Below are 13,385 nucleotides of genomic sequence, written 5' to 3' on the forward strand. Positions count from 1 at the left end.
AGGTGTAATTAATTCTGTTTAGGTACTTAACTTATATGTCAGATGTACAGATTATGGAAAAAACAAGACTGACTGTTTTGCGGGAAATGCGACTCTTTCTCATTGTTTGGGTAGGACAGTTGATCGCCTTAATTGGTTCGAGTACCACTGCCTTTGCCTTAGATATCTGGGTTTACGATCGCACCGGTTCAGTTACCCAATTTGCTTTAGTTTCTCTGTTCAATACTCTCCCGCTAATCTTAATTTCCCCGATCGCTGGGCCTCTGGTAGATAAGTGGGATCGCCGAAAGACAATGATTATCGCTGATGTCTTGGCGTGTTTGGGAACGATCGCGATCGGCGTTTTATTTGTCATCGGTCGGTTAGAAGTCTGGCACATTTACCTAGCCAATACCTTCACTGCTGTTTTCATGGCTTTTCACACACCTGCTTATACAGCATCAACAGTCTTACTAGTGCCGAAACAGCACCTTAATCGTGCCAATGGGCTAATGAGTCTGATGTTTGGTATTTCCCTAATCATTGCACCAACTCTCGGAGGCGTTTTACTAACCATTGTGCATTTGCAAGGGATTATTTTGTTTCACGTAACGGCTATATTTATTGCTGTTGTTTCCCTGATGCTGGTTCGGTTCCCGGAAGTCAACACAAGTGCTGTTGCAACTGTAAAAAGTTCATTCCTAAGTGAAGCAACTTACGGATTGACATATTTGATCGCTCGACCAGGACTGCTGGGACTAGTATTATTCTCAGCTTCCAGCTTTTATATTGTGGGAGGTATTAATGTCATCACTATCCCGCTAGTCTTAAATTTCGTTTCAGTCAGCTTTTTGGGAACTATTCTTTCGCTATTTGGCATTGCTATTGTAGCAGGTGGCTTGCTTGTCAGCATCTGGGGAGGGCTAGAACGCAACATATATGCCATATACGGGTGTATGCTTTTGAGTGGCGTATTTATTTTCGTCGCCGGTTTGCAACCCTCTCTTGTCATTTTCACTGTTGGTATCTTCTTATTTTTCCTAACACAACCGATCGTTTCCAGTTCCACGCAGTCTGTCATGCAAAATAAAGTAGAACCTAGTGTGCAAGGTAGAGTTTTTGCGATCAAAGGAGCGATTGAAGCAGCCGCTTTCCCTTTAGGCTACATCACGATTGGGCCTTTAGCCGAGAAAGTTTTTGAACCCTTAATGGCTACTAACGGTTTTTTAGCAGGAAGCATCGGACAAATCATCGGTGTTGGGTCAGGTCGTGGGATGGGACTTCTACTGATGATTATGGGAGTCTTGACCATTTTAGAAACCTCTATTGCCTACTTGTACCCTCGCTTACGGTTTGTGGAAGATGAACTGCCTAATGTTAGTAATGCAGTTGCAATGGCTGCTGATACAGCTTCTAGTAAGAATGACACAGTTTCTTTGATATCCTAAATTTGGCGTTGCATAGTGGTGGTTGATTAAAAACTCTACTAATTTGCAATTATTATTTTATTTTCGGAATTTTCGATTTTTGAAAATTGGTAATTGTTAACTTAGTCTATAAATCGGAAAATTTTTGTATCTAGATTCAAGATTTCTACTCTAGATTAAATCCTGTGTTTTTTCATCAGTTAGTATTTTTGTATTTCAATCAAAAAAGATGTTCAGCTTATTTTAGAATATGCAAACCAAAGTTTCTCGCGGTCAATCCTTAAAGAATGATCATTCTCCTCCGGCTTCTAATAATTTTTGGGAGAATGTAAGAGCGATCGTTCAGCCTTACTGGTATCCAACAGAGTCCGGGGAAAGAGTATTTCCAGACGTGATTCGGATATGGGGGATGCTGATTCTCCTGATTTTATTAATAATCGCGCTAGTCGGCGTAACTGCCTTTAATAGCTTCGTTACTCGCTATATAACCGATGTCATTGAAGAGAAAGATTATCCTAACTTTATTAATACGATAGTAGTTTTCGGCGCTGCTCTTGTCTGCATAACACTCTTAAACGGATTTTCTAAACTTGTCAGAAAAAAAATCGCTCTTGATTGGTACAAATGGTTAAATAATCACATACTATCAAAATATTTGAGCAATCGTTCCTATTATAAAATTAACTTTAGAGCCGATGTTGATAACCCAGATCAACGAATATCCCAAGAAATCGAACCCATTACCAGTAATGCTCTGAGTTTTTCAGCTACTTTCCTAGAAAAAGTGCTGGAAATGACTACTTTTTTAGTAATTCTTTGGTCAATTTCCCAATTTATTGCAATTGTTTTGGTTGTTTATACAATCGTAGGCAACTTGATTGCTATTTACTTAGGTCAACAATTGAATAAAATTAATCAAGAAGAACTAGAACTGAAAGCAGAATACAGTTATTCTCTGACTCATGTTCGTAATCACGCTGAATCGATAGCTTTTTTTCAGGGAGAGAAGCAAGAATTTAATATAATTCAACGAAGATTTATTAATCTCCTGAAAAATGTCGAACGCAAGATTAATTGGGAGAACAATCAAGAACTTTTTGACGGAGCATATAAGTCTGCTATCCAAATATTCCCATATCTGGTACTCGCACCTTTATATATGAGCGGTCAAGCTGATTTCGGAGAAGTTGTCCAAGCCAGTGTAGCTTGTAATCAGTTTGCCTCGGCTATGGCAACATTAATTAGAGAATTTGGGACTTCTGGACGATTTTCCAGTTATGTTGAGCGTTTATCTGAGTTTTCAGATGCATTAGAAGCAGTTACCAAACAACCAGAGAATGTCAGTACTATTAAAACAATAGAAGAAAACCGTTTAGCTTTCGAGAATGTCACCTTACAAACGCCAAACTATGAACAGGTAATCGTTGAAAATTTATCACTTTCTGTTCAACCAGGAGAAGGCTTATTGATTGTTGGGCCGAGTGGACGAGGTAAAAGTTCTCTGTTGAGAGCGATCGCAGGTTTGTGGAATGCGGGAACGGGTCGCTTGGTACGACCTCCCTTAAAAGAAGTATTATTCTTACCCCAACGGCCTTATATCATTTTAGGGACTTTGCGCGAACAGTTACTTTATCCTAATACGAATCGTCAAATGACCGACGCAGAACTCAAAGACGTTTTGCAACAAGTAAACTTGCAAAACTTACTAAGTCGAGTTGAAGGCTTTGACACTGAAGTTCCTTGGGAAAATATATTATCGATAGGAGAACAACAACGTCTTGCTTTCGCACGACTGTTAGTTACTCATCCGAGCTTTACTATATTGGATGAAGCAACAAGTGCTTTAGATTTGAAAAATGAAGGAAGTTTATATCAACAGTTACAATCAACGAAAACAACATTTATTAGTGTTGGGCACCGGGAAAGCCTGTTTGATTACCATCAATGGGTTTTAGAACTTGCACAAGATTCCAGTTGGCAACTTGTAACTGTCCAGGATTATCGAAATCAAAAAGCAAGTATAACTAAATTTCCGTCAAATACTCAAATCAAAATAAATGATTCGCCTGAAGACAAAGCGCAAAATGAGTCAAAAATCAGCACAAGCGAAAAACTTACTCATAAGGCAATGAATGAATTAACATCCTATTCACTTAGCACTATTAGAAGCAAGGCAAGCAAAGGAGAATTTATCACTACTAAGGACGGCATTATTTATCGCTATGATAAAGATCCCAATGTTTTGAAATGGGTTTTAGTTTAGCCGTCACTCATACTTTTTGAAATTGTAAATTATTTCCATTGGGAGATTAAAGCGTCCTAGTCCAAGCTGCGACTGTAAATCCCAAGTAAAAGAAAGTGACAAAGAAGCAGAGCGAAAAGTCTGCCAACATTCAAACTACCCAACCAAAGGGTGAGAATGCTGAAACAACCCAAACTCAGGAAAGCAAAGTTTCAGCCAATATCCAAAAGCGGGAACAACCGCGAACATAAACTCAGGAGCGATCGCTAAAAACTATGAATACGAAAGCTAATGCCAAATATAAAATCCTTGCTATAGATGGTGGTGAGAGTCGGGGCATCATCTCAGCACTAGTACTAGCAGAAATTGAAAAGAGTATTAATTTTATGTGAGTCTCCAACGGAGGCGCACGTTAATTTTTGGGGTGAAATGTTTTGATATCGATTTCGGTTTTCAGTACAGTTGGATCATCTGTGTGTTGAATACGAAAACCTAGTTTTTCACAAACTTTTTGCATACCATAATTGTCAACCAAAATATCAGCAGTGATAGTGCTGAGTTGCTCATCTCGACTGACTTGCAGTAACCTTTGTAGTAACTCGGTTCCTATACCTTGGCACTGATAGCGATCGCACACCACAATAGCAAATTCTGCTTCATTCGTACCATGTATTTTACTTAACCGCCCGACTGCCAATATTTGCCGTGTCTGCGTTTCGGGGTTTTGATATTCTACAACTAGGGCTATTTCGCGATCGTAATCAATAAAGCAGATACGTGTTAGGCGTTCATGGGCTACTCTTGACTGGAGTTTAATTAAGTGAAAATACCTGAAATAAACACTTTGCTCTGAGAGTGTCTTATGAAATTGCACCATCAACGGCTCATCTTCTGGACGGATGGGACGGATGGTAACTGGAGTGCCATCTTTCATCGTCCATTTGCTGACATATTTTGTAGGATATGGTCGAATTGCTAACTTTGGTAGTTCGTTTTGTTTAACATTCGGCTCATGAAGGATAATTCGAGCATCGAGGGCAATTAATTGTTCAGATGAAGCCAGCAACGGGTTAATATCGATTTCCTTAATCCAACGCTGTTCTACAACTAATTGACTAAATACCACCATTAATTGTTCAAGGGCAGCCATATCAACACTTTTGCGTCCCCGGACTCCTTTCAGCGCTTTGTAAATCTGCGTTTGCTCCATCATGCGGCGGGCTAAAGTTGTATTCAGGGGTGGAAGTGCGATCGCGCGATCGTGAAAAACTTCAACTAGTTGTCCCCCTGTGCCAAAAAGCAACACCGGGCCAAACTGTGCATCCAGACTACTGCCAATAATTAGTTCATAACCAGCCATTTTCACCATTGGCTGCACAGTTACACCTAAGAAGAGTGCTGAGTGCTGAGTGCTGAGTAATGAGTAATGAGGGTCGTGTTGTAGTTTATCGTGTAAGGATAATTTAATAGCGTTGTAAGCATGTCGTACAGCTTCAGCATCTCTTAGATTTAATTGCACACCGCCAACATCAGTTTTATGAGTGATTATCTCGGAAAACAGCTTTAAAACAACTGGATAACCAATTTTTTCAGCACATTGAACTGCTTCATCCTCACTTTTAGAAACGCAAGTTGCAACCACCGGAATACCATAAGCAGCTAAAATTTGCTTCGATTCAAACTCTGTAAGAATAGTTCGATGTGTCTGACGTGCTGATTGGATAATTTTTTCCACACAGTTACGGTCTGGTATCCCTGAAGCAGAATCAAGTGCAGGCATTATGGGAGTTTCGTAGATACCGCGCAGGTTATAACTAGACTGCCACATATAACTAAATATTCGAGCAGCAGTATCAGGATAAGGATATGTGGGAATATGGTTGCGATTGAGAATCATCTCACCTGCTGCAATATCCGCTCCTCCCATCCAACTAGCAAGGATGGGTTTACCAGCTATCTGTGCATAAGGTTTCAATTGCTCGGCTGTTTGGGTGGGGTCTGTCATCGCTTGAGGTGTGAGAATCACCAATAAGCCGTCACTATTTGGGTCTTTAGCAGCAATTTCCAACGCTTTGGTATATCGCTGTGGATCAGCGTCGCCCAGAATATCAATTGGGTTGCCGTGACTCCAATGTGCTGGTAATAGTTGATTAAGGGATGCGCTAGTTTCTTCAGAAATTGGTGCAACTTCTCCACCCGCAGCAATCAAAGCATCAGTAGCAAGTACTCCAGGCCCACCTGCGTTAGTCAAAATTGTCAGCCGTGGCCCTTGGGGACGGGGTTGTTTTGCCAGCACCTCTGCCATATCGAACAGGTCAGAGATGCTATTTACGCGCAACACCCCACAACGCCGGAAAGCTGCATCCAGAACTTCATCACTTCCTGTAAGTGCGCCAGTATGGGAAGCTGCTGCTTTAGCTGCGGCTTCAGTCCGACCTGCTTTTATGACAATAATCGGTTTAGTTAAAGCAACTTCCCGCGCTGCTGACAAAAACGATCGCGCATTCCCAATTGATTCCATGTAAATGACAATACTTTTGGTGTGCGGGTCATCACCCAGGTAGTAAATCAAATCTCCCCAACCCACATCCAACATTGAGCCAAGGGAAATAAAGGCGCTAAAACCAACGTTTTCCCGAAAACTCCAATCAAGGATAGCCGTACAAAGCGCTCCACTTTGACTAATGAAGCCGACATTCCCAGGACGCGCCATTGTGCTGGCAAAAGTTGCATTTAAACCTGTGCGTGGACTCATTACACCCAAGCAATTAGGGCCAATAATCCGCATTTTGCCACGCTGCGCTTGCTCAAGTATTTGCTGTTCTAAAGCTACACCCTCAGCACCAGCTTCTTTAAAACCAGCACTAAGGATAATTGCACCTTTGACACCTGCATCCACGCACTCAGCAATAATACCTGGAACTGTTGTTGCGGGGGTGGCAATAACTGCTAAATCCACTTTTTCGGGTACATCAAAGATAGTCGGGTATGCTTTGATTCCTAGGATGCTGTGCCGCTTGGGATTAACAGGGAAAACAGTTCCACCAAAAGGATTGCTAATCAAGTTCCATAGTAGAGTGCGTCCAACACTACCAGCTTTTTCGCTAGCACCAATTACAGCCACACTTTTTGGTGCAAAGATCGCATCAAGGGGATTTGCTTTCTCAGTTCGCAAAATATCATAGGCGCGATTGCTGGATGATTGGATAGGTTTTTGCATGAGTTGCTACTACCTGTGGTGGAAATATATTTTAAAGAAGTAAGCTAAAATTTTCGTCTATAATTTGGGTAATTTTTTGTAAAGCGATCGCTACTCCAATTTCAGCAAATGGTGATAAGTAGCAACCTAATTCAAAATTTACTCCTGGTACTTTTATCCACCAAGCTTGTGGAGAACGATTATAAAGGGCTTGAGTGAGAGCTAAGAGCGATCGCGGATCGGCTGTATGTCCGGCAATAATGTTGAAAGATTCAGATGAAAGCGATTGTACTTGCACCTGGGAACTTTCAGAGGTGAAACAAGCATCGATAAAGATTGCCAAATCAGCATGGGCTAAAGCTTCAGCAAGTTCAGGGGTGAGTTGATGGACAGCCAGAGATTTCACGTTTGATAGATGCAACGCCTTAGCTACTCGTTGCCCAATGCCATCGTCACTACGCAACTCATTACCGTAACCAATTGCGTAGGCGTAGCCCGTCGTAGACATCGCTTCCGGCAGAGCATAGCCCATCGCATTAGAATTCATATTTTTAGCTGTCCAACACTATTTTAAAGTTAGATAAAAAACTTGAGAAACTTGTGAGGAGATAGAGAAACTTGGAAGTAATGCTCACAATTTCCTCAGATTGTTGACATATAAATAAAACTGTGAGGCAATATTACATTCCCTAATATGACTTAACCTGAAGTGAATTCGACGGCTCATATAGTATCTGTCTACTTAGCTGAATCAAAAGACCTCTCCCTGATTTTACTACGCAAAACCTTCCCTCTCCGACTCGGAGAGGGACAGACTTGAACTTTAGTTCAAGGCAGGGAGAGGTTCATTGCAAGCTCACGTTAGCCTGAGATTTTTGACGCAACATCCCCCAGTTCCCTGATACTTTCTGCTTTTTTGCGGATATGTGAATCTGAGTCCTGACAAAATTTAAGTTGTAATAAACACTGTATTTCCTCACAAGTTCCTCAAATTCTTTTTCTAACTTCAAGATAAAGATGCCCAACTATTGCATTAATTAGCTTGAAAATTTGTGAAGCAAGAAACATAGGTTAAGCAAAAGAGATAGGCATCTGCCAAAAGTAGTGAAAAAATTTTGAACTTGGAATTGCTTAGGAGCTACACACCATGAGTACCATTGTTCAACCTCAAAGAGAATTTAATTTTTTTGATTTCTGGGATAGTTTTTGTCGCTGGATTACTAGTACAGAAAATCGGATTTACATCGGCTGGTTTGGTGTGTTGGCGATTCCCACCTTGTTGGCTGCCACCACCTGTTTTATTTTGGCTTTTATTGCCGCTCCCAGCGTAGATATGGATGGCATTCGTGAGCCAATCATGGGTTCACTGATGGATGGTAATAACTTAATTACAGCCGCAGTTGTACCGACTTCTGCTGCCATTGGTTTGCACTTTTATCCGATCTGGGACGCGGCATCAATGGATGAATGGCTCTACAATGGTGGGCCATATCAATTGATTGTGCTGCATTTTCTTATTGGTATTTGGTGCTATCTAGGGCGATTTTGGGAACTAAGCTATCGTTTGGGAATGCGCGCCTGGATAGCAATTGCCTATTCTGCACCCGTCATCGCTGCTACTTCCGTTTTGCTGGTTTATCCTATTGGTCAAGGTAGTTTTTCTGATGGTTTACCTTTGGGAATCACTGGAACTTTCCACTTTATGTTGGCTTTCCAAGGTGATCACAATATCCTTATGCACCCGTTTCACATGTTGGGTGTAGCAGGTATATTCAGTGGCGCACTATTTAGTTCTTTACATGGTTCTTTGGTGACTTCAACACTCATTCGAAAGACCGATGACAATGAATCAATTAATGCCGGATATAAGTTGGGTCAGAAGAAATTTACCTACAAGTACCTAGCAGGACACTCTAGCTTTTTGGGACGATTATTGATTCCTCTCTTTGCTAGTAAAAATCATCGTGCTTTCCATTTATTATTAGCAGCATTCCCAACGATAGGTATTTGGTTTGCAGCGATGGGTGTATGTTCGATGGCGTTTAATATCAATGGATTGAACTTTAATCATTCCATCTTAGATAGTCGGGGTGAAGTAATTAGAACCAACGCTGATATCCTGAACCGTGCCAATCTGGGGATAAATGCAATGCACGCTCCTAACGTCCATAATTTCCCTTTAGTTTTGTCTAGTGGTCAACCTATTCCAGTTAGTTAAAGATTGCATCAATCCATTTTTATAGTGGTTTTTAACCTGCCTGTAATTCTTCTAGTATTAGTCAATATTGCAGGCAGGTTTTTCATCAGAATAATTTTGAATGCGGTACTAAAAAGTCAAGTGATCTATCTTTTTCCTTGCTTTCATGTCAAGGTGAATTTTGGGTATTTATTTCTCCAGAGGTGTTAGTTTTAAAGGATACAATGGCTCAGATCCATTTAATTGCCAAATTCTAAATACCAATACAGCAGCTACAGTTAGCCATACACAAGAAAATGATAAAGTCATTCCCGCTACAGAATTAGTTTGCCAATAAATTGCCGTCACTACTACAGCAGATAACCAAGGGCCTAAAATAACTACAGGAACAGCAGCACCTAATCTCCGTTCTACAGTAAAAATCGTATTCCAAGTATCCCCTAAAGCCAGATGTACCACAAACAAAATTAAAGGCAGCACTAAAAATTGATGATTCATTTGCTGCCAAACCAATACAGAAGAAATTACCCGCAAAACGGCAATTATCATCCAAACTATGGGAAATACTAAAGGTGGAGGAGACCATCTTGGTCTAATTACCTGGTCATAAGTCTGGCGAGAACGGGTATTATCTAAAAGAGAAAAAATCCGTGAACGGATACTTAAGAGAGCAAAAAATAATCCAGTCAATAAAGTGCTAAACCAACTAGGAAAAGAAGAATTGCTATCAATTAACATTACTAATTTTTCCATTCCTAGTAAGACGAGAATCATAACTACTATTTGTAGAATAGTTCCTAGCGTATAAACTAAAATTGCTCTGATATCTAGTTCTTGTGTAGTAGCTATTGATGTATCTCGATACTGTTGTTGATTCCCAGCTTTTACCCCCATCACTGTATTGACAAACTGTTCAAGCATTCCACTATTATTGGATTTATTCATAATTAAGAGATTGTGCCTAGTTTGTAATTAGTAACAATAGGTGATTATATCGCTATTCCATTACTCTAGGCAGAAGAAAATAAGAAATCTTTAGATTCAGAAGTATCTGCGATAAAATCTCGCATTCGATTCATTAATTCAGTTATCGAAACAGATTCAGGAGTAAGGAGCGAGAATTCAGAATAGATTAATCTCGCCAAACTTCATTTACAATATTCCCATCTGTCCCAACTAATTGAATATGCAAAGGCATTTGTCCTGCGGCATGAGTTGAACAACTCAAACAAGGATCAAAGGCTCTGATTCCCGCTTCAACGCGGTTTAACATCCCTTCAGCAATTTCTGAACCGTGAATAAAATGTCGGGCAATTTGCGCGACTGTGCGATTCATTGCCAAATTGTTCTGACCTGTGGCAATTACTAAATTTACTTTCTGAAGTAACCCATTTTCATCAACTTGATAATGGTGAAATAATGTACCGCGTGGTGCTTCACTTACACCTACTCCTTCTAATTGGTTGATGCCAGCATCAGCACGTAATTTTTTAGACATTAAATCTGGGTCATCTATTATAATTTCTATGCGTTCAATGCAAGCCAGAATTTCAATTAACCGGGCGTAGTGATAGAAAAATGATGAAGTGACAGTGCCTTGACCTCTGTCTCTAAATTCTCTCAATTCTGTATCAGCTAAAGGCGTACCAATATGACTGCAAACATTCAGACGTGCTAGCGGCCCTACCCGATAAATACCACTATCTAAACGACAATGGTCGCTCTGGTCAGGATAACCTAAAGGGCGATAGTAAGGAGACTTTAAATAGGAATCTGGTTGAACTGCTTCACCAATAAATTCTTGATAATGAGTTGCATCGAGTTTATCAGCAATAATATTTCCCGCGCTATCTACAAAACGAATATGTCCGTCGTAGTTCTCCCACAAACCATCAGGAGTGACTAAACCCATAAATAAACTAGGAAAATTCCCGAAGGTTTGCACTTCTCTTTGATAATCATTGAGTAAGTCTTTAAATTTACCCAGTGCATATAATATTGTGGTGCGTGCTTCTGGGATGCGGTTTTGAATATGGGTGCGTCCTTCTATCGATAAGGGTTCGCGGACACCACCAGGAACCGCCCATGATGGATGTATCTTTCGCCCTCCCAATTGTTCAATAATCTCTTGTCCAAATTGACGTAAGCGAATTCCGCCACGCGCTAGTTCTGGTTCGGCTGCAATTAAGCCAAATACATTGCGTTTTTGGGGGTCGCTATCCATCCCTAATAATAAATCTGGGGCGCTGAGGTGGAAGAAACTTAGGGCGTGGGATTGGATAATTTGTCCCAAGTTCATCAAACGGCGCAATTTTTCCGCAGCTTTGGGAATTATAACAGCAAGGATGCGATCGCCTGCCTTTGCTGATGCTAACAAATGGCTTACCGGACAAATGCCACAAATTCGCGCCGTAATTCCTGGCATTTCCCAAAGCGGGCGACCCTCGCAGAACTTTTCAAAACCACGAAATTCTGTGACATGAAAGCGAGCATCGCTCACTTGTCCTGTATCATCCAGATAAATACTGATTTTGGCGTGTCCTTCAATTCGGGTAACTGGGTCGATGATTACTTTTTTCATAACTATCTCAGATCAACCACTAGTAGTTCGCTTTCGTGACTTGGCGGGGTAAAGGGTAAGGGGGAAAGGGTTTAAATCCCTTACCCTTTCCCCAGTCCTCACTTAGCATTTTTGGGTTGGCAGACTACTAGACCAGTTGTCATAAATTCCTTTAGCTTCTGGATATTCATCGCAGTATTCTTCAAAGGCTGTTTTCACGACTTTCTCGGCCCTTTGATGTGCGATTTCGGCTTGTAATTCCTCGATCGCATCCCAAGCAACAGCACATTCTTCTGAATGGATACCTTGGCGATCGCAAATGACACGAGCTTTTTGAATTTCGTCCTGAAGTTGTTGTTCTAGCAGGAAAGTATGGGGTTGCTCAAGAAAGCTACTATTAGCTAGAATGTCAACTAGGGAAATGATACCCAGTAGTTCGCCCTGAATAACGGGCGCTCTCTGCAAATTATGGTCAGCAAATAACCGCGCTACGTATTCTAAGGCAAGTTCAGGATTGACAACGATACAAGGCTTGGTCATCACTTCATGAACACGCACACTAAAGGGATCTTTACCATAAGCAATCACTTTATATACAATATCTTTCTCAGTAATCATGCCGTAGGCATCGTGTTCATGGCGGCGATCTACAACCAGCGCTTTCCAGTCCCTTGCTCTCAAGAGTCTAACTGCTTCAGCCACTGTTGCTGAACTGTGAATTGTAGCAACATCTCTAGTCATAATGTCAGATGCTTTTAACATAATTGCTTCTAAAATTATTTTGTGATTGCCTCTCTTTCAAGTTAGATAAAGAATCTGAGTAACTTGTGAAGTTAACCAAACTTGATAAATTCACGTCCTTTTAACTGTGGTTTTTCTCCCCTTAAGAGCGCTTCTAACACTGCTTTAATCTGAGTTGCGGAGGGTGGACAACCTGGCAAATAAATATCAACTGGCACTACTGTATGCACTGGTATCACCCGATCTAGTAAGGTTGGTACAATGCCAGGCTCATGGGGAATAGCGCCGTGAATATCTGCTGCTTCGATGTAACAACGTTGCAGAACAGGTTCGGCACTACCTAAAGGATTGCGTAAAGCAGTAACATTACCAGTAACAGCACAATCACCAAAAGAGACAAGAATGTGCGATCGCTCTCTGACTATCTGAATCATTTGCAGGTGATCTTCATTAGCAATTGCACCCTCAACTAACACCACATCTACCCCTGGGGGATATTCTTTAGCATCAGCAAAGGGACTGTAAACTAAATCTACTTGTCCTGCTAAATCAATCAGCCATTCATCCAAATCGAGAAAAGACATGTGACAGCCAGAACAGCCGCCTAGCCAAACTGTTGCTAATTTTAAACGAGTCATTTTATTTTTTAAATGAATTTTGACCTTAGAGGTTGTTTGAAAAGTATTTCGCTGTGACTTTAGACACTTTTAGATCCCCCCTAACCCCCAGGGCGAACGCACGGGATTTCTGAAACCCTTGCTGGGCAAGGATCTTGATGAAAAAATAGGCTAAATTAAAAAACGCCAAAACCCTTGCTATTAAAGGATTCTTATACTTTAGATGCGTTTGCCCTGCCCTAACCCCCCTTAAAAAAGGGGGAACCGGAGTCAAAGTCCCCCTTTTTAAGAGGAGCCAGTGCGGTCTTCTCCCAAAGGGAGAGGCTCGCGCCAAGGGGGTTTCCCCATGAGCAACTGGCGTGGATTTAGGGGGATCTAGAATGTTTTGCTACCAAGAAGAGGACTTTTCAAACATCCTCTTAG

General features: G+C 41.1%; 10 protein-coding genes. 4 read left to right on the forward strand and 6 right to left on the reverse strand.

Annotated elements, in window-relative coordinates; genetic code table 11:
- The first annotated feature begins 53 nt into the window (after positions 1–53).
- From FD724_RS10235 to FD724_RS40765, 3 genes are all read left to right on the forward strand, one after another.
- The gene (locus FD724_RS10235; protein ID WP_218651515.1) at positions 54–1,427 is read left to right on the forward strand and encodes an MFS transporter; all 1,374 of its coding nucleotides are present in this window, start codon (positions 54–56) and stop codon (positions 1,425–1,427) included.
- A 229-nt stretch (positions 1,428–1,656) separates the two neighbouring features.
- Positions 1,657–3,669 carry an ABC transporter ATP-binding protein/permease gene (locus FD724_RS10240; protein WP_179072541.1) on the forward strand — a complete coding sequence of 671 codons (2,013 nt, stop codon included), beginning with the start codon at positions 1,657–1,659 and terminating at the stop codon, positions 3,667–3,669.
- A 95-nt stretch (positions 3,670–3,764) separates the two neighbouring features.
- Complete coding sequence (locus tag FD724_RS40765; RefSeq protein WP_256874518.1) at positions 3,765–3,899, forward strand: hypothetical protein; 135 nt, start codon at positions 3,765–3,767, stop codon at positions 3,897–3,899.
- A gap of 161 nt (positions 3,900–4,060) precedes the next feature.
- Here FD724_RS40765 and FD724_RS10245 read toward each other — a convergent pair whose 3' ends face one another.
- Together FD724_RS10245 and FD724_RS10250 are read right to left on the reverse strand one after the other, a co-directional pair.
- A complete protein-coding gene (locus tag FD724_RS10245) occupies positions 4,061–6,868 on the reverse strand; it encodes a bifunctional acetate--CoA ligase family protein/GNAT family N-acetyltransferase (RefSeq protein WP_179072542.1) in 2,808 nt (935 codons plus the stop codon).
- Between the two features lie 31 nt (positions 6,869–6,899).
- A complete protein-coding gene (locus FD724_RS10250) occupies positions 6,900–7,355 on the reverse strand; it encodes a hydrogenase maturation protease (RefSeq protein ID WP_179075467.1) in 456 nt (151 codons plus the stop codon).
- Between the two features lie 639 nt (positions 7,356–7,994).
- Between FD724_RS10250 and FD724_RS10255 the strand changes: the two genes are divergently transcribed.
- Positions 7,995–9,065 carry a Photosystem Q(B) protein 1 gene (locus FD724_RS10255; protein WP_179072543.1) on the forward strand — a complete coding sequence of 357 codons (1,071 nt, stop codon included), beginning with the start codon at positions 7,995–7,997 and terminating at the stop codon, positions 9,063–9,065.
- A gap of 168 nt (positions 9,066–9,233) precedes the next feature.
- Here FD724_RS10255 and FD724_RS10260 read toward each other — a convergent pair whose 3' ends face one another.
- The 4 genes from FD724_RS10260 to FD724_RS10275 all read right to left on the reverse strand — a co-directional run bounded on the left by FD724_RS10260 (position 9,234) and on the right by FD724_RS10275 (position 12,983).
- The gene (locus FD724_RS10260) at positions 9,234–9,989 is read right to left on the reverse strand and encodes a TspO/MBR family protein (protein WP_179072544.1); all 756 of its coding nucleotides are present in this window, start codon (positions 9,987–9,989) and stop codon (positions 9,234–9,236) included.
- A 187-nt stretch (positions 9,990–10,176) separates the two neighbouring features.
- Positions 10,177–11,625 carry a Ni/Fe hydrogenase subunit alpha gene (locus FD724_RS10265; protein ID WP_179072545.1) on the reverse strand — a complete coding sequence of 483 codons (1,449 nt, stop codon included), beginning with the start codon at positions 11,623–11,625 and terminating at the stop codon, positions 10,177–10,179.
- 102 nt (positions 11,626–11,727) lie between these two features.
- Positions 11,728–12,366 (reverse strand): CP12 domain-containing protein, encoded by a 639-nt coding sequence (locus FD724_RS10270; protein ID WP_179072546.1) that lies wholly within the window; start codon positions 12,364–12,366, stop codon positions 11,728–11,730.
- 71 nt (positions 12,367–12,437) lie between these two features.
- On the reverse strand, positions 12,438–12,983 hold the full coding sequence (locus FD724_RS10275; RefSeq protein WP_179072547.1) for an oxidoreductase: 546 nt from the start codon (positions 12,981–12,983) through the stop codon (positions 12,438–12,440).
- Between the last annotated feature and the right edge of the window lie 402 nt (positions 12,984–13,385).

Origin of the sequence: Nostoc sp. C057 (genome assembly GCF_013393925.1) — a bacterium.
Taxonomy (GTDB): domain Bacteria; phylum Cyanobacteriota; class Cyanobacteriia; order Cyanobacteriales; family Nostocaceae; genus Nostoc; species Nostoc muscorum_A.

Coding starts and splice junctions, on each gene's coding strand:
- FD724_RS10235 (WP_218651515.1), top strand. CDS start 54: ATGGAAAAAACAAGACTGACTGTTTTGCGGGAAATGCGACTCTTTCTC.
- FD724_RS10240 (WP_179072541.1), top strand. CDS start 1,657: ATGCAAACCAAAGTTTCTCGCGGTCAATCCTTAAAGAATGATCATTCT.
- FD724_RS10245 (WP_179072542.1), bottom strand. CDS start 6,868: ATGCAAAAACCTATCCAATCATCCAGCAATCGCGCCTATGATATTTTG.
- FD724_RS10250 (WP_179075467.1), bottom strand. CDS start 7,355: ATGTCTACGACGGGCTACGCCTACGCAATTGGTTACGGTAATGAGTTG.
- FD724_RS10255 (WP_179072543.1), top strand. CDS start 7,995: ATGAGTACCATTGTTCAACCTCAAAGAGAATTTAATTTTTTTGATTTC.
- FD724_RS10260 (WP_179072544.1), bottom strand. CDS start 9,989: ATGAATAAATCCAATAATAGTGGAATGCTTGAACAGTTTGTCAATACA.
- FD724_RS10265 (WP_179072545.1), bottom strand. CDS start 11,625: ATGAAAAAAGTAATCATCGACCCAGTTACCCGAATTGAAGGACACGCC.
- FD724_RS10270 (WP_179072546.1), bottom strand. CDS start 12,366: ATGTTAAAAGCATCTGACATTATGACTAGAGATGTTGCTACAATTCAC.
- FD724_RS10275 (WP_179072547.1), bottom strand. CDS start 12,983: ATGACTCGTTTAAAATTAGCAACAGTTTGGCTAGGCGGCTGTTCTGGC.